At 57.6% G+C, this 16317-nt stretch carries 13 protein-coding genes; 7 read left to right on the forward strand and 6 right to left on the reverse strand.

Going from position 1 to position 16317, the window contains the following annotated elements; all coding sequences use genetic code 11:
• The first annotated feature begins 90 nt into the window (after positions 1-90).
• The 5 genes from trkA (at position 91) to ACR0D7_RS07160 (ending at position 4953) form a co-directional block, all read left to right on the forward strand.
• The gene (gene trkA, locus ACR0D7_RS07140) at positions 91-1467 is read left to right on the forward strand and encodes a Trk system potassium transporter TrkA (RefSeq protein WP_480678407.1); all 1377 of its coding nucleotides are present in this window, start codon (positions 91-93) and stop codon (positions 1465-1467) included.
• Positions 1467-3005, forward strand: coding sequence for a TrkH family potassium uptake protein (locus ACR0D7_RS07145; RefSeq protein WP_480678408.1), 1539 nt, complete (start codon positions 1467-1469; stop codon positions 3003-3005). Before trkA ends, ACR0D7_RS07145 begins: the two co-directional genes overlap by 1 nt.
• A 125-nt stretch (positions 3006-3130) precedes the next feature.
• Complete coding sequence (gene hfq / locus ACR0D7_RS07150; RefSeq protein WP_010440340.1) at positions 3131-3370, forward strand: RNA chaperone Hfq; 240 nt, start codon at positions 3131-3133, stop codon at positions 3368-3370.
• Entirely contained in the window at positions 3370-4641 is a 1272-nt protein-coding gene (gene hflX / locus ACR0D7_RS07155) for a GTPase HflX (RefSeq protein ID WP_480678409.1), read from the forward strand. Before hfq ends, hflX begins: the two co-directional genes overlap by 1 nt.
• A gap of 18 nt (positions 4642-4659) precedes the next feature.
• Positions 4660-4953: a putative quinol monooxygenase gene (locus ACR0D7_RS07160; RefSeq protein WP_480678410.1), complete on the forward strand. Its 294-nt coding sequence runs from the start codon at positions 4660-4662 to the stop codon at positions 4951-4953.
• Positions 4954-4971: 18 nt separating this feature from the next.
• Here the strand turns inward: ACR0D7_RS07160 and ACR0D7_RS07165 are convergent, their stop codons facing one another.
• From ACR0D7_RS07165 to hemB, 4 genes are all read right to left on the reverse strand, one after another.
• Entirely contained in the window at positions 4972-5367 is a 396-nt protein-coding gene (locus tag ACR0D7_RS07165; protein WP_480678411.1) for an ester cyclase, read from the reverse strand.
• A gap of 106 nt (positions 5368-5473) precedes the next feature.
• Positions 5474-7936: a penicillin acylase family protein gene (locus tag ACR0D7_RS07170; RefSeq protein WP_480678412.1), complete on the reverse strand. Its 2463-nt coding sequence runs from the start codon at positions 7934-7936 to the stop codon at positions 5474-5476.
• Between the two features lie 167 nt (positions 7937-8103).
• Positions 8104-8676: a lipid-binding SYLF domain-containing protein gene (locus ACR0D7_RS07175; protein WP_480678413.1), complete on the reverse strand. Its 573-nt coding sequence runs from the start codon at positions 8674-8676 to the stop codon at positions 8104-8106.
• A gap of 142 nt (positions 8677-8818) precedes the next feature.
• On the reverse strand, positions 8819-9817 hold the full coding sequence (gene hemB / locus ACR0D7_RS07180) for a porphobilinogen synthase (protein ID WP_480678414.1): 999 nt from the start codon (positions 9815-9817) through the stop codon (positions 8819-8821).
• A gap of 119 nt (positions 9818-9936) precedes the next feature.
• Here hemB and ACR0D7_RS07185 point away from each other — a divergent pair, with 119 nt between their 5' ends.
• Positions 9937-10461 carry a component of SufBCD complex gene (locus tag ACR0D7_RS07185; protein ID WP_480678415.1) on the forward strand — a complete coding sequence of 175 codons (525 nt, stop codon included), beginning with the start codon at positions 9937-9939 and terminating at the stop codon, positions 10459-10461.
• Between the two features lie 21 nt (positions 10462-10482).
• A complete protein-coding gene (gene mfd, locus ACR0D7_RS07190; protein ID WP_480678416.1) occupies positions 10483-13938 on the forward strand; it encodes a transcription-repair coupling factor in 3456 nt (1151 codons plus the stop codon).
• On the opposite strand, the gene ACR0D7_RS07195 is transcribed toward mfd, so the two are convergent.
• A complete protein-coding gene (locus ACR0D7_RS07195; protein ID WP_480678417.1) occupies positions 13935-14609 on the reverse strand; it encodes an SH3 domain-containing protein in 675 nt (224 codons plus the stop codon). The two genes, mfd and ACR0D7_RS07195, sit on opposite strands and share 4 nt — an antisense overlap.
• A complete protein-coding gene (locus ACR0D7_RS07200) occupies positions 14606-16270 on the reverse strand; it encodes a tetratricopeptide repeat protein (RefSeq protein ID WP_480678418.1) in 1665 nt (554 codons plus the stop codon). The genes ACR0D7_RS07195 and ACR0D7_RS07200 overlap by 4 nt, the downstream gene beginning before the upstream one ends.
• Positions 16271-16317: the final 47 nt, after the last annotated feature.

Consider the following 16317-nt stretch of genomic DNA (forward strand, 5'->3'; position numbering starts at 1 on the left):
ATCTTGCCTTAGCTTCGACGGGATGACAAATCAATTGACCGTTTTGGGGGCATCTGTCATGCAAGCAATTCAGGCAGAAAGGCCAAAAACATGAAGGTCATCATTTGCGGTGCCGGTCAGGTCGGCTGGCAAATTGCACGGCACTTGTCGGGCGAGCTTAATGACGTAACGGTGGTGGACAACAACCCCGATCTGGTGCGCCGCGCGACTGAGACGCTGGATGTACAGGGTATTGCGGGATTCGCCAGCTATCCTGATGTGCTGGATCGGGCAGGGGCCCGTGACGCTGACATGATCATCGCCGCAACCCATTCGGACGAGGTGAACATGGTCACCTGTCAGATGGCACACTCGATTTTCTCGATCCAGCGCAAGATTGCTCGGCTGCGGTCAAAGTCCTACCTTGAGGCGATCCACTCGGACCTGTTCCGACGCGACCACTTGCCAATCGACGTTGTGATCAGCCCCGAACGCGAGGTGGCAGCGGCCGCCATGCAACGCCTGTCGGCCCCGTCCGCCTTTGACACCGAGATGTTCATGGACGGCAAAGCGCAATTGCTGGGCATCCGTTTGGAAGAAGACTGCCCCATCGTGAATACGCCTCTGCGGCAGCTTACAGACCTGTTTTCGACACTCAGCGCGATTGTTGTAGGCGTTCGGCGCGAAGGCCGCCTGTTCGCCCCGGAAACCGAGGATCAGCTGTTTGTCGGAGATGAGTGTTATGTGTTCACCAATGTAGATGACGTCGACCGCACGATGGAGGTCTTTGGTAAGACACAAAAGAAACAGGATCGTGTCGTGATCGTCGGTGGCGGTAATGTCGGGCTTGAGGTCGCGCGCACGCTGGAAGAACGTGAAAGTCGTGTGCGGGCCAAGATCATTGAACGCGATCGCCAATGCGCCGAAGTGGCGGCTGAAGTATTGGAACGGACTATTGTACTGAATGGAGACGGCCTGAACGCCGCTTTGCTGCGTGAGGCCGGCATTGAACGCGCTGATGCGATGCTGGCGGTCACTGACGATGATCGTGCGAACATGCTGGCGGCAGTTCGCGCAAAGGCTGAGGGTTGTACGCTGGCGATAGCTCTGATCAATGATCCCAGCATGGTGGCACTTATGGGGCCGTTGGGGATCGACGCCTATATCAACCCTCGGGCCACAACAGTCAGCTCAATCCTGCGCCACATTCGCCATGGGCGCGTGCGTCAGGTATATTCTGTTGGCGACGCCGAAGCCGAGGTCATTGAGGCCGAGGTGCTGTCGACCTCGCCAATGGCCGGACAGAAGTTGCGCGACATTGATTTCCCCGAAGGCGTTCTGGTTGGAGCGGTCCGCAAGGGCGATGAGGTTTTGCGCCCGTCTGGCAGTTTGCGGATCGAAGAAAAAGACGTGGTAGCAATCTTTGCCATGGCCAAGGATGTCCCCGAGGTTGAGCGGTTGCTGCAGGTTTCGATCGATTTCTTCTGATGATGCGTGTGCGAACACAACAAATCGGCTTGGTGCGACGGTTACCATTGTTTTTGCTGATCTGGGGCGTAGTTTCGCTGTCGATGTGGATTCCGGGTATCTACGCTCTGGCGCTGGATGATCACGAGACATCTCGATCCTTTTTCTATTCCGGTTTGCTGGGTTTGTTTGTTGTGGCGTCGGTTTCGTTGGCGACCTCAAACCGGATTCCGCGCCGGGGTACATTAGGGCAATTGGCAGTGTTGTTCGGATGTTTCACCGTTCTGCCGTTGTTTCTGGCCATCCCGCTTCATGATGCCTTGGGCAATACGACCTTCCTGAATGCCTATTTCGATATGGTCAGCGCCTTTACGACGACTGGGGCGGATATTTTCCCTGATCCCGATCGTCTGACGGCACCGCTGCACCTTTGGCGCGCGTTGGTTGGCTGGATGGGCGGGTTGCTGATGTGGATTTCCGCAGCCGCTATTCTGGCCCCGCTGTCGCTGGGCGGCTTTGAAATCACTGCGCGGGGCGAGCCTGGTCGCCCGGTCACGGGCGTGGCGCAAAGCGAAGAGGTTGATCCGCGCGGGCGGTTGATCAGGGTGACACGAACCTTGACCCCTGTGTATGCAGGTCTGACCGCAGTGATTTGGCTGCTGCTCTTGATCGCAGGTGAGCAAGGGCTGACGGCGATCAGTCACGCAATGTCCACAATGGCCACCTCTGGGATCTCACCGGTTGGTGGGCTGGAAGGTGCGCAGGCCGGTATCACCGGCGAGGCGATCATTTTCCTGTTTTTGTTCTTCGCCTTGTCCCGGCTGACATTTTCAACGGATACCGCAACCACCGGGTATTCGAGGCTGGACAGGGACCCAGAGTTTCGGATTGGCCTGCTGATTGTATTCGCCGTTGCCGTGCTTCTGCTATTCCGCGTGTTGGCCGGGGTGAATGAAATTGGCGGGACTGTGCAGCCGCTGGACGCGGTTCATGTGTTCTGGGGAATGCTGTTCACGGCTTTGTCGTTTCTGACCACCGCCGGGTTCGAAAGTTCAAATTGGAACGATGCACAGCAATTGTCAGGGTTGGGCACGCCGGGGTTGATCCTGATGGGATTGGCCCTGATCGGCGGAGGTGTTGCCACTACGGCGGGTGGGGTCAAATTGCTTCGGGTATTTGCCCTGTACCTGAACGGTGCGCGCGAGATTGATCGCCTGATTTATCCCTCATCGGTCAGTGGTGCAGGCCAAGGAAATCGACGGATTCAAAGCGACGGTGCCTTTATTGCGTGGATCTTTTTGATGATGTTCGCGCTGACTGCGGCACTGTTCAACTTACTGCTTGCCATGATGGGGGCTGGGTTCGAGCAGGCCATGGTATTGACCGTAGCATCGCTCAGCACCACGGGTCCTTTGATCGAGCTTGCAACAGATATACCGATCCGCCTGGTGGATTTGTCAGCGGGGGCCAAGCTGACCATGTGCGCGGCGATGGTGATTGGGCGGCTGGAAACGCTGGCGATTATTGCCTTGATCACGCCAACGCTCTGGCGGGACTAAGGTTTGCCATATGTAAATTGACTGATTTTTCATCTGGAAACTCGGTTAACTCCACTCCATACTCCTCCAGAGGGAGCGCGTTGGTCCGCAGCGCGTAGCAAGAACAATGGCGAGATTATAAAAATATGGCTTCGGACAGACAGAATCTGCAGGACGCGTTCCTGAACAATGTACGGAAAGCAAAGGTCCCGGTCACAATTTTCCTGATCAACGGTGTGAAATTGCAAGGTGTCATCACCTGGTTCGATAATTTCTGCGTGTTGCTACGCCGCGACGGACAGTCGCAGCTTGTCTATAAGCACGCGATTTCGACAATCATGCCGTCGCAGCCGATCAGCCTGTATGAGGGCGAAGACGCCTCTTGATGGAACATGACAGGACGCGCACCCGCGCTTGGGTGCTGCATCCGGAAATCAAATCAGATGAACAGCGCCGTGTCCCCGAGCCGGCGCTGCAAGAGGCGGTGGCATTGGCTGCCGCTTTGCCCGATCTGGATGTGATCGGGTCCGAGATCGTGCGCTTGCAACGCGCCCAACCGGGGTTGCTGTTTGGCAGCGGCAAGATCGAGGAACTGGCGGAACGGCTGCATGACAGTGAGATTGAACTGGTGCTGATCGATGGCCCGGTGACGCCTGTTCAGCAGCGCAACCTTGAGAAGGCGTGGAAGGTTAAAATCCTCGACCGGACCGGCCTGATTTTGGAGATTTTCAGTGACCGCGCCCGCACCCGCGAGGGTGTGCTGCAGGTCGAGATGGCCGCGCTTAGCTATCAGCGGACCCGATTGGTGCGGGCCTGGACTCACCTTGAACGTCAGCGGGGCGGTTTGGGATTTGTCGGTGGTCCGGGTGAAACCCAGATCGAGGCTGACCGTCGCGCCATTGATGAACAACTGGTGCGTCTGCGCCGTCAGCTTCAGAAGGTGGTCAAGACACGCACGCTACACCGAGCCGCGCGGGCTAAGGTGCCGTATCCGATTGTCGCGCTGGTCGGCTATACCAACGCTGGAAAGTCCACGCTGTTCAATCGCTTGACCGGGGCCGAGGTCATGGCAAAGGATATGTTGTTTGCCACGCTGGACCCGACCATGCGCCGGGTCGAACTGCCTGATGGCCCCGAGGTGATCCTGTCAGACACAGTGGGCTTTATCTCGAACCTTCCGACCGAATTGGTCGCGGCGTTCCGTGCCACACTCGAAGAAGTCTTGGGCGCAGATATCGTTGTCCACGTGCGCGACATCAGCCATGAGGAAACCGACGCGCAGGCGCAGGATGTTGAGACGATCCTGACCTCGTTGGGTGTTGATGATGAACGCCCCAGGCTGGAGGTCTGGAACAAGATCGACCTTCTAAACGAAGAGGAGCGTCTAGCTGCCTTCAAGCGGGCAGACCGTGACCCATCAATCTTTGCTATTTCTGCAGTGACAGGGGAAGGGGTAGAACCTCTACTGGCCGAGATCGCAACCAAGCTGCAGGGCACGCGGCACGAAAATACGCTGTCGTTGGGATTTGCAGACGGCAACAAACGTGCATGGCTGTTCCGGCAGGATGTGGTGCGGTCCGAGAAACAGACGGATGACGGTTTTGAAATCACCGTTCTGTGGACTGACAAACAAGCTGCGCAGTTCGCGGCTCTTTGAGCGTTGGGCAGGTCATCCATGGCTGAGGGTAAAAACACAAAGGTCTTCCTGCGCGGGCATATCACCGTTCCCGCGGATCGGTTGGAACAAGTCCGGGCCGCGTTGCCGGAACATATCGCACTTACACGGGCCGAGCCGGGATGCCTCTCGTTTGAGGTTGTGGAAAATGCTGGCATCCCCGGTAAGTTCGATGTTTGCGAGGTATTCGAGAATCAGGCGGCTTTCGACGCGCATCAGGTGCGGACGAAGGCATCGGACTGGTTCAAGATTACCGAGGGCATTCCGCGCAAATATTCAATCACCACGGAATAGCCGGGTCCGCGATATCTTTTATTTCCCGTCGATCTGCCGTTGAAAGTCCTCGGCATCGAACCATCCCAGCGAGGACTTCACCTTATGCTCGTCGGTTAATTCCCATTCCTCCCATCCCCGTGTCAGGACATGGTTGCCTGTCTGGGCGTGATGGCCTTCCAAAGTCCAGACAAAGATGGCGTGTTGTCCGGCCCAACGCATCATGTCGCAGCGCAATTCCAGATCGGGGAAATCGGATTGAAATCCGCGGGCCATTTCAGCAATTGCGGCCCGGCCTTGCAGAGGCTCGGCCCTGTTCATGCTCATTCGGCAATCAGCGGCGAAGAAACTGGCAACCGCTTCCGCATCGCCTGAACTCCAAGCAATTGCGTAATCGCGTGCGAGATTGTTAAGTCTGTCCCGAATACTAGCCATCCGCGCCCCCGGTCCTAAATAGTCCGCTCGCAGATCGTAGGCGAAAACACCCGTCTGCGTCCATGACCGCGCCGGAAAGGGGCAAGGTCTTGCCGAAGCGTGATAATCAGCGCGGTATCAGGTTGGTGACGCCAACGGCAGCAGCGCGCGCCAAATCCAGATCCAGTGACATCGGAATATATTCCCCACGACGCCACAGTTGGGCTTGATCGTCATAGTAACGCGACAGGAAGTGACCCGACTGACCGGTGGCCGTGATAAAGACCGAGCTATCGGGGTCAGCAAAATCGTATACACCGCGATAGCCCGCCCCGTGTACGTTTTGGAATGGGTCCTTGCCCTCGCCTGAGGTTCGGCCGCGCAGCAGAGTGTTGTCGCCACCACTGGTGGATTGGCGGATGTTGACGAAGTACCTCAGCACTGGCACCGAGCCCAGAACCGGGTGATCGTGGGTGGCCTGATGCGCGTCGCCCCAGCGAAGGGATTCAAGCGCGCTGCCGTAGTTTTCGGAAATCCAAATCAGCGCGTCGTCCAAGGCCAGTCGCGCCATATCGGTGCAAGTCTCGGTTGGTGCGCTTTGGCGCACGTCGCACCATACAGAAGCGCCATTGATATCACGGAAGACACGTTCAATAAACAGCGGCTCGACATGTTTGTATTCTGCGGCCAGCGGCCCCAGATCATCCGAGATCAAACGAATTTGCAGCGCCCGAACCCAGGCCGCATAGATCAACGGCTCGGGCAGGTGTTCGTTCATTTCACCGTTCCACTCGGCCAGCAGAGATAGTGCGATTTGGCGCTGGCGTTCTGGGGTTCCCTCGGGGGCAGAAGCTCCGGTGAACCACAAATCAGCTCCGATCAGCGGCAGCAGCGAGCGGGCGGTGAAGCTGACGGTATCCAGTTGCGCCTCGATAAAGCTGTCGCGGGTGTGAACTTCACGCGATTGCATCAGGCGTTCCCAACGGTGCACGCGCTGGGTGTCGCCCCACTCATAGGATACGTGTTCAGGGAAGGGGCGGTCGATGATCTTGTTGTTGGTGTTGCCCAGAATGCCGCCTGCGGGGGCGACAAATTCAGGGTTATTGGCATAAGGAAGGCGACCCTGCCACAGGTTCTCGGCCAGCCAACCGGGCGTTGGAATACGACCCCGGCTTTGGTTGCGTAAGTCGCGCTTTGGCATGGCTCCGATCAGTTTCAATCCGATGGTATCTTTGTCCACCAGTGACAGGTTCTGCGATGGCGAGATGAATAGTTCCGCGCCCTCAATGGCTTCTGAAACGCTGTCTGCGTTCATCAACGCCATTGAGGCTGTCATCGTCGTGTCGCGCGGGCTGAGTGCTGTCCAAGAAAGCGATGCAACGTGGCCCGGTGGCGTAATTGTTTCCAGATCATAATGGCTGCCGGGCAAGACCGGGCCGTTTTCAGTCCAGCGCAGGGTTAGGGTGACGGGCGCTTGATCCTTGATCTCGATGATCGAGGGGCGGTTGCGGAACTTTTTGTACCCATCTGGTGTCAGATATTCCTCGGGGTTATCGGGGTTCAGCTTCTCGATATGTACGTCTTGGTCGTCCAGATAGGATGAGGTTAGGCCCCAGCCCAGACGATTACTGCGTCCGGTCATTATGGCGGGAACACCGGGGATGGTGCCACCGATGACGCCACCCTTGGCGAGTTCCAATCGAGCCAAATACCAGATGCCGGGCGCAGTAAAGCCCAGATGCGGATCGTTGGCCAGTAATGTGCCACCGCTGGCCGAACGAGACGGCGCGGCGGTCCAAGCGTTTGAAGCCCCAGCCAGCCCTCGTTTCGGAAAGGGCGAAAGCGGTGTCTCGGGCATCGGAACGCTACGGGCATAGCGGGGAACATTCGGAAACAAAGCGGCGTATTCCGGCAGGGCTGCAATGCCTGCACCCGGAACGTCGGGCAGTATATCGGACAGCCTCGCAGGATCATTCAGTATCAGCGACGTACGTGCGCGCAGCACCTCATCCTGCAGATGACCAGACAGTTGCAGGCCCATCAGCTTGATCACTGCGATACTGTCGCCGGGTTGCCAAGGAGATACGGGCGCATTGAACAGGAACATTTCGGGTGCGCCACGGCCCAATGCGGCTTCGTTGATCTCGTCCAGCCGCGCATTCACACCTGCTGAATAGGCGCGCAGCGCGGCCTTGGTGTAATCATCTTGTACCTCAACCGAACGATGCGCCAGACCGTACAAATCCAACCGGCGCAGCAGTTTGTCGATATGAACGGTGCGCGCGCCAAAAACTTCGGACAAACGGCCTTGCGCCGTGCGGCGCATGACCGTCATCTGCCAGAGGCGGTCCTGCGCGTGGGCGTAACCGAGGCCAAAGAATACATCCGGATCATTCGCCGCCAGAACATGAGGCACGTTGGCCGTATCCCGAATGATTTCGACCGGGGCGTTTAATCCCTTTACCTCGACCGTTTGGTCGTAGTCGGGCAAGGATTGACTGGCCAGAAAATACACCAACGCAATGGCAGCCACTGCCAGCATTATCAGACCTGAGGTAATGCGCACGAGCCAGCGAAATACGAGTGCCATTTATGGCCTACTACCTTGATCTAGTTCCGATTGCCGCGAGATTAATGGATGGCTTTGCTGACCGAAAGAGGAACAGCGGGGGAATATTCGCGTTTACTTCGATTTAAACAAAAATCCCCGCCACATACGGGGCGGGGATGTTGATGTAGGAGAGTGGTTGCCAGACGTTAAGGAATGATCCGGGTATATTTTGTGCCTTCAACCGTGGCGCCGAATTTCAGGCCGGCCTGGCCAAACACCGCCGCCAATACTGGCGAACGCAACGTCGTGGTGTCGGTTGACAGCGAATCTCCGGTTGCATCAACCACGTAGCCAATATCGGCTCCGGCGGTCCAACCGTTAGAGCGCCGGAAATTGTTCAGCGCATCTTCTGTCATAAAGAACAGCACATGAGCATATTGCTGTGCGCCGATCTGCAGGCCGGCGGTGCCGGATATAGCGGAATAGTAATCAACGGTTGCGCCCTGAATGCGCAATGCGCCTTGGCCGTAGGCACCGCCAAAGATAAAACCGGCGTCGGTTATCAGGGGCATGACCAGCATGCCGTTGGCCTTGTTTGCGATCTCAACAGTGTTGGGATAGCTCGCATACATTTCGGTCAGGGTGGCATCGACGCGGGCGTCGATCTTGGCTGCATTGGAACTGCCGACGCCATTGCCGCAAGCGGCGGTCATTGTCAGCCCGGCCATGCCAAAGGCAAAGCCACGACGGCTCAGTCGGGGTGCATTGGAACTGCTCATGTTTTTTATCTCTGTATAACTGCCTGAATTGTCGGGTGTTCCCGATCTTGTGTGCGAGAATACGCCGATTGCGCCTGTGTGTCACGGGAAAGCTGAGTGACCGCGCCGTACAATCGGCGAAAAACCGCGACAATTTCGGGTTTTAACCTTGAAGCAAGCGTGCGACCCGCGGTGCAAAGTATGTGAGGATGCCGTCACAGCCTGCGCGCTTGAACGCCAGAAGGCTTTCCAGCATCACCTTTTCTCCGTCTATCCATCCGTTCTGTGCTGCTGCCTGAACCATCGCGTATTCGCCTGACACCTGATAAGCGTAGGTCGGCGCGCCAAACGTGTCTTTCACACGGCGACAGATATCCAGATAAGGCATGCCAGGCTTGATCATCACCATGTCTGCGCCCTCGGTCAGGTCACGCTCAATCAGGCGCAGGGCCTCGTTCGAGTTGGCTGGATCCATCTGATAGGTCTTCTTGTCGCCTGTCAGCGCACCCGAAGCTCCCACCGCGTCGCGGAACGGTCCGTAAAAGGCGCTGGCGTATTTGGCGGCATAGCTGAGGATCATCACATTCTGGTGGCCCGCAGCCTCCAACGCCCGACGCATTTCGCCAATCCGTCCGTCCATCATGTCGGATGGGCCGATGATATCGGCACCAGATTCTGCTTGGGCCAACGTCATTTTCACCAGTGCCTCGACAGTCTGGTCGTTCACGATCTCGCCATCTACCACATAGCCGTCATGACCATTGATGTTGTAGGGGTCCAGAGCCACGTCGGTCATCACCGCAATATCCGGCGCCGCGGCCTTGATCGCGCGAATGGCGCGGTTCGACAGGTTGTCGGGATTCCAGGCCTCGGCGCAGTCCTCGGTTTTCAGGCTGGGATCGGTGTATGGAAAGATGCAAATCGCCGGAATTCCCAGCGCCTGCGCTTCAACTGCGGCCTTTGCTATCAGGTCAACCGACCGACGCACTACGCCTGGCATTGACGGCACGGGCTCTTCTATGCCCTCTCCATCACGTACAAAAACCGGCCAGATCAGATCGTCGGTAGTGAGCGTATTCTCCCGGACAAGCCCCCGCACGGCCTGACGTTGGCGCGCCCTGCGGAAACGGGTCAGGGGATAAGGGGCGATGGTCGGTTTCATGTCGCGCTCTCCTTGAATATTTCCGCATTGGGTGGCATGAATTCTCCGTAGTCTCAAGGGTAACGATGGACGCGCCTGTGCGAAAAAGCCCCTCAGGACTGAGAACAAAGGGCTGACGCTTGGACTTATACTCTTCGCTATTCGAAATCATCGACATGCGCAGTTTTTCGAATCTGTGGTATTGGATCTGTCTGGCCGTTTTGTGGTCATCGGCCAGCCACTGGGCGATGGGTGTACCATTTGACCTTTTGGTGCGCGCACGCCGTGCCGGTGGGCAGGCTGAGCGCGATCTGTTGGATATCGTGCGGATCAATACTAACCGTCTGCTTTACATCGTTGATGTGTCTGGCCAGATCATTCTGGGTTTGTCCTGTTTCATTTTCACTGGTCTGGCGATGCTTGGTTTTTACTATGGGGTCGAGTTCGCACAGGCAGTATTCCTACTGCTTTTTCCGGGTAGCTTTGTGATGCTGCTCAATATCAGGGCAGCACGTAGCTTAGAGAATAGCGACGGAACGCTTGAGGTCGTAGGTAAGACTTTGACGCGATGCAGGATCTATACGCAGATTATTGGAATGATTTCGATCCTGATCACTTCTTTTTGGGGCATGTATCAGAACTTCTCAATCGGGGTTCTGGGGTAAGAAATTCGGAAAGGCACGAAGATGACGGCTCCGAACCACGTAACGGTTGGCGGCGCCCCTGAAGGGTTTGACGCACAGATTGTCCTGAATGAGATCGCACGGTCCGGCGGGCCAGTCTGCCACGTCGCGCGCGACGATAAGCGGATGGAGGCGATGCGCGCCGCGCTTGCTTTCTTTGCGCCGGACATGCCGGTCTTTGTCTTTCCAGGCTGGGATTGTCTGCCTTACGACCGGGTTTCGCCCAATGCGGATATCGCGGCGGCCCGCGTAGCGACATTGGCAGCGCTGGTGCATCAGATGCCGGAACGGTTCGTGCTGCTGACCACGTTAAATGCGGCGACCCAGCGTGTGCCCGCGCGCGATGTTCTGCGTGAGGCTGCGTTCACGGCGCGCGTTGACCACCGCGTCGACGAAACGGCGCTGCGGAACTTTTTGGTGCGCATGGGTTTCACCCAAAGCCCTACGGTGATGGAATCCGGTGACTATGCGATCCGCGGAGGAATCATCGACATCTTTCCACCCGGTGAATCCGGCCCAGTCCGTCTGGACCTATTCGGAGATGTTCTGGACGGAGCGCGCCGGTTTGATCCGGTGTCGCAACGCACGACCGAAAAGCTGGATGTAGTAGAACTGGCTCCGGTTTCCGAGGTCATTCTGGATGAGACCGCCATCACCCGGTTTCGCCAAAACTATCGCATTGAGTTCGGCGCGGCGGGCACGGACGATCCGCTGTACGAGGCGGTCAGTGCGGGCCGCAAGCATCAGGGCATCGAACACTGGCTGCCCTTCTTCCACGAAAAACTGGAAACGCTATTCGACTATTTGCCGGGGGCCACGATCACTCTGGATGATCAGGTCACGCCCGCTCGGCTCGCCCGTTGGGACAGTATTGAAGATCAGTACCAGACCCGGAAGCTGGCGTTAGAGAACCGATCGCGCATTGACACGGTTTATAAACCGACGCCGCCGGGCTTGCTGTATCTGGACGACGCCGCCTGGCAGCAGGCGGTCGGCGACCGTCGCGTTATGCAATTCAGCCCGCTGCCGCAAGCCAGTGGCCCCGGAGTGATCGACGCGGGCGGTCGGATTGGGCGCAACTTTGCGCCCGAGCGGCAGCAGGAAAGCATCAGCCTGTTTGGCGCTCTGGCTGGCCATATCACCGACAAGATGGCCAAGGGGCCGGTGCTGATCGCGTCCTATTCCGAAGGGGCGCGCGAACGCCTGACCGGGCTGATCGAGGATGAAGGGCTGGCCGAGGCCATCCCCGTATCCAACGGTACCCGCATCGGAAAACGCGGATTGCATCTGGCAGTTTGGGCGTTGGAACACGGGTTCGAAACACCCGGTCTTACGGTTGTAGCGGAACAGGATGTTTTGGGTGATCGCTTGATCCGCCAACCCAAAAAACGCCGCAAGGCCGAGAATTTCCTGACCGAGACGCAATCGCTTACCCCCGGTGATCTGGTGGTTCATGTGGATCACGGCATTGGCCGTTATCTTGGGATGGAGGTGGTCACCGCTGCGGGGGCTGCTCATGAATGTTTGCTGCTGGAATACGCCGAGCAGGCAAAGCTGTATCTGCCGGTCGAGAATATCGAGTTGCTGTCGAAATACGGCCACGATGAAGGTCTGCTGGACCGTCTGGGCGGTGGCGCATGGCAGGCGAAGAAAGCCAAGCTGAAAGAGCGTATCCGCGAGATGGCGGACAAGCTGATCCGCATCGCCGCCGAACGTGCCTTGCGCAAGGCGCCGGTCATGGACCCGCCGCCTCATGCGTGGGAAGAGTTCAGCGCCCGGTTCCCCTATCAGGAAACCGACGATCAGTTGCGCGCCATTTCCGAGGTGATGGAAGACATGCATTCCGGTGCGCCGATGGATCGTCTGATCTGCGGCGATGTGGGTTTTGGCAAAACCGAAGTGGCGATGCGTGCAGCCTTTGTTGCCGCCATGTCGGGCGTTCAGGTGGCAGTAGTTGCTCCGACCACACTGCTGGCGCGCCAACACGCAGCTTCTTTCAAGGAACGTTTCCGGGGCTTCCCGCTGGAAGTGCGGCAACTGTCGCGGTTTGTGTCTGCCAAAGAGGCGCAGCAAACAAGGGATGGTCTGGCGCGTGGCACAGTCGATATCGTTATTGGGACCCATGCGCTGTTGGCCAAGGGTATCCGGTTCAACAACCTTGGTCTGCTGATCATTGATGAAGAACAGCATTTCGGCGTCGGCCACAAGGAACGCCTGAAACAGCTGCGCTCGGATATCCACGTGCTGACCCTGACAGCCACGCCGATCCCGCGCACTCTGCAATTGTCGCTGACTGGTGTGCGCGATCTGTCGATCATCGGTACGCCTCCGATCGACCGCCTTGCGATCCGGACCTATGTCAGCGAGTTCGACGCGGTCACGATCCGCGAGGCGTTGCTGCGCGAATATTATCGCGGCGGGCAGAGTTTCTATGTGGTTCCGCGCATCTCGGATCTGCCCGAGATAGAGGATTTCCTAAAGGAACAACTGCCGGAACTGACCTATGTGATCGCTCATGGTCAAATGGCGGCTGGTGAACTCGATGACCGGATGAACGCGTTCTATGACGGTAAGTATGATGTGCTGTTGGCCACGACGATCGTGGAAAGTGGGCTGGACATTCCGACAGCGAACACAATGGTCGTGCACCGAGCGGATATGTTCGGGCTTGCGCAGCTGTATCAGATACGCGGTCGAGTAGGGCGCTCGAAAACCCGCGCCTACGCCTATCTGACAACCAAGCCGCGCCAGAAACTGACCGCCACGGCTGAAAAACGTCTTAGGGTTCTGGGGTCATTGGACACGTTGGGGGCCGGGTTCACGCTGGCCAGCCAAGACCTGGATATTCGCGGCGCGGGCAATCTGTTGGGTGAGGAACAATCGGGTCAGATGCGCGATGTCGGCTATGAACTCTATCAGTCAATGCTGGAAGAGGCGATTGCCAAGATCAAGGCTGGTGAAATGGAGGGGCTGTCGGACGCCGATGACCAATGGGCCCCGCAAATCAACCTGGGCGTGCCGGTACTGATCCCCGAGGATTACGTGCCCGATCTGGACGTGCGTCTGGGCCTCTATCGCCGACTGTCGTCACTCTCTACCAAGGTCGAACTGGAAGGGTTTGCGGCCGAGTTGATCGACCGGTTCGGCAAACTGCCGAAAGAGGTGAACACGCTGATGCTGGTCGTGCGCATCAAGGCGATGTGTAAGCGCGCGGGCATTGCCAAGCTGGATGGTGGGCCGAAGGGTGCGACGATCCAATTCCACAATGACAAGTTCGCGTCCCCTCAGGGATTGGTCGAATTTATTCAGAACCAGCGCGGGCTGGCCAAGGTCAAGGACAACAAGATCGTCGTGCGTCGTGACTGGAAAAAGGACAGCGACAAGATCAAGGGCGCCTTTGCCATTGCACGTGATCTGGCGGAAAAGCTTGTGGCCGAAAAGAAGAAGGCAAAGGCCTAGTCGTCGCTGACAAAGGTACATAACTGCCAGTTTCCCGCGTCGGACTTAACGAAAGCGGCGCGGTATCCGGTCATAGGCCACAGAAAATCGGCATGCATATAGCCTTGCGTACCGTCAGTCAGCAAAACACGCTGATAGTCGGCACCGTCCTGAAACTCGCGGATGATCGCGATTTCGTAGCTGATCAGCCCCAGAATAGGCGCGGTGCGATCCGGTCTTTGACGCAGAGATACATCTGTTCCCGTGACGAAATACGCTAGCTGCGGATCCAAAGAGGCGGGCAGAGTGATCTGCCATTGATGCGGCATCCAGAACTCGCCTTCGTCGTCGAAATAACCAGGTTGGGACAGGGTGTTTTCCAGATCGGTCCAATACTGGTCGCGCAGCGCATTGGCGTTCCCACGGACCTCTTCCGAAAGGGTCTTGGGGTCGAGAACGAGATTGGCGCGCAGTTCCTCGGGGCCACCGTCGCCGCCGTGACTTAGGTAGATATCCGGACAAACCTCAGCAACGATGGCTTCGGTGTCGCGTGCCTTGACCAGTATTAGCAATTCGTCCCGAAATTCCACCAAAGACGGGTCTTGATCGGCCTGATCGACGGGCGGAAAGGACTGGCGATCTGCAAGGGCAGGCCCACCGATCAAAGCGACCAATAGTAAACAGTATCTCATTCGGCGGCCCTCATCGCTGCCTGAGCGCAGAAGCAGGACGCACCAACTGCCCGGTCGGCCCGGGCCAGAGCAAGGTCAAGGCGCTGTTTGATCTGTTTGATCTCGTCCTGTTCCCCCCGTGCCTTAAGGCAATCATGGAGTCCTTTAAGGCTCCAAACATTGTCCGGATGGATCGAGGCGCGGCTTAGCGTGCCGCCCAGTCCAAGGTCTTCGCGATAGACGGCCTCGGCCTCAACTACATGGCCTTGCTCAAACAGCAACGCCCCCAGCGCGTGACGGGTGGGCTGCATCCAACCCCACGGCTCATCATAGGGTAGCGTATCATCCAACTCGACCGAGCGGCGCAAGTGGGCATAGGCCATATCGTAATTGCCTTTGCGGTATTCGATTTCGCCCCTCAGCATTTCGCGAGCGATCTCCAGCAGATCGACGACACGGTTGTTGTGCAGTAGTCGCGTTTCGGGAACGCAGGCTTTGGCTGAAAGGAAAAGTTGTTCTTCGGCCTCTGCTTTGGTCACATCACCTGTCGCAGCATGCGCAATGGCGCGGGCGTAGTGGATGGTCGCAGTTAGCGTGCGGAATAGGTCGGGGTCTTCTGGCAGCTCCAGCGATTTGGCCTCTTCCCATCTGCCGAAACGGATCAGGATGTGCGGGCCCATGGACATGTAGCTTTCGAAGTAATCTGCCATTGGCGGGCTTTCGATGCGAAGCATGTCCTCTGGCGTGGTGTCCCACAAACCTTTGTTGGCACGCAGGGCAGGTTCCATCTGGCCCAGAAACAGCGCCCCGTAGATAGCAAAGTGGTAATTGTGTTGCCGGTAACCCGTGTAGATGTTGAACGCGCCCTCACGCTCGTAATACTTCAGATCGGAGATTGTAGCTTTCTCGTTCCAGTAAACGACGTTGTGATAGTGGCCGCAAAGCACGTCGATATGGGTTGGCATATGCACCAGATGGCCCGCATCGGGTACCAGAGTGCGCAGGACGTCCCCTGCTTTCAACGCCTTTTCCGGGGTAGGGGACATTTCCATCAGATGCACATAGAGGTGAAGCAGTCCCGGATGGGACATGGCGGCCGGATCGTTGGCCATTGCGTCCTCAAGCACCTTCTGCGCCTCTAGCGTTGCCGCGCCCTCGGCGGGCTGGCCGGTCTTGAGGTCCCACATTTGCCAGGGTGTCAGGTTCAGCAATGCCTCAACATAGATGGTGCGTAGGTCCAGATGATCGGGCTGCGCGGCAAAAGCGGCGCGCATGGCGTTGGCGAAATCATGATTCCAACCGTGCATATCCGCGATCGGATCACGCTGAGGGTAACGTGCGGGAAGGGCACGGATCAGCGCTTGTTCAGCTGGGGTGCAGGTCTTGAGCAATTCTAACGCTCGTTGGGTGGCGTCATACGCCTGATTCAGCGCCTTCTGCTGACCGCGTTCGTCTCGTAAATCCCACGGCAGATTGTAGTTCGGTCCAGCCGCATAGGCGATCCCCCAATAGGCCATGGCGCAGGTCGGATCGTGCTCGGCGGCGCGTTGAAAACAGACAACAGCCTCATCATGATTATAGCCGTAGGTCCAGATCAGCCCGCGATCAAACCACAGCTGCGCTTCGGGAACGGACGTGGTGATCGGACAGGAATGTGTGCCAAGTTCGTAATAGTCGCTCATCGAAAACCTCCCCTCGGGTTAAGAGGAGGTTAGCGGGATTCGCGCAG

This window comes from Ruegeria sp. BB7 (assembly GCF_056539365.1).

Excerpts from the sequence above, each read along its gene's own strand:
- trkA (WP_480678407.1), top strand. The coding sequence starts at position 91 with ATGAAGGTCATCATTTGCGGTGCCGGTCAGGTCGGCTGGCAAATTGCA.
- ACR0D7_RS07145 (WP_480678408.1), top strand. The coding sequence starts at position 1,467 with ATGATGCGTGTGCGAACACAACAAATCGGCTTGGTGCGACGGTTACCA.
- hfq (WP_010440340.1), top strand. The coding sequence starts at position 3,131 with ATGGCTTCGGACAGACAGAATCTGCAGGACGCGTTCCTGAACAATGTA.
- hflX (WP_480678409.1), top strand. The coding sequence starts at position 3,370 with ATGGAACATGACAGGACGCGCACCCGCGCTTGGGTGCTGCATCCGGAA.
- ACR0D7_RS07160 (WP_480678410.1), top strand. The coding sequence starts at position 4,660 with ATGGCTGAGGGTAAAAACACAAAGGTCTTCCTGCGCGGGCATATCACC.
- ACR0D7_RS07165 (WP_480678411.1), bottom strand. The coding sequence starts at position 5,367 with ATGGCTAGTATTCGGGACAGACTTAACAATCTCGCACGCGATTACGCA.
- ACR0D7_RS07170 (WP_480678412.1), bottom strand. The coding sequence starts at position 7,936 with ATGGCACTCGTATTTCGCTGGCTCGTGCGCATTACCTCAGGTCTGATA.
- ACR0D7_RS07175 (WP_480678413.1), bottom strand. The coding sequence starts at position 8,676 with ATGAGCAGTTCCAATGCACCCCGACTGAGCCGTCGTGGCTTTGCCTTT.
- hemB (WP_480678414.1), bottom strand. The coding sequence starts at position 9,817 with ATGAAACCGACCATCGCCCCTTATCCCCTGACCCGTTTCCGCAGGGCG.
- mfd (WP_480678416.1), top strand. The coding sequence starts at position 10,483 with ATGACGGCTCCGAACCACGTAACGGTTGGCGGCGCCCCTGAAGGGTTT.
- ACR0D7_RS07195 (WP_480678417.1), bottom strand. The coding sequence starts at position 14,609 with ATGAGATACTGTTTACTATTGGTCGCTTTGATCGGTGGGCCTGCCCTT.
- ACR0D7_RS07200 (WP_480678418.1), bottom strand. The coding sequence starts at position 16,270 with ATGAGCGACTATTACGAACTTGGCACACATTCCTGTCCGATCACCACG.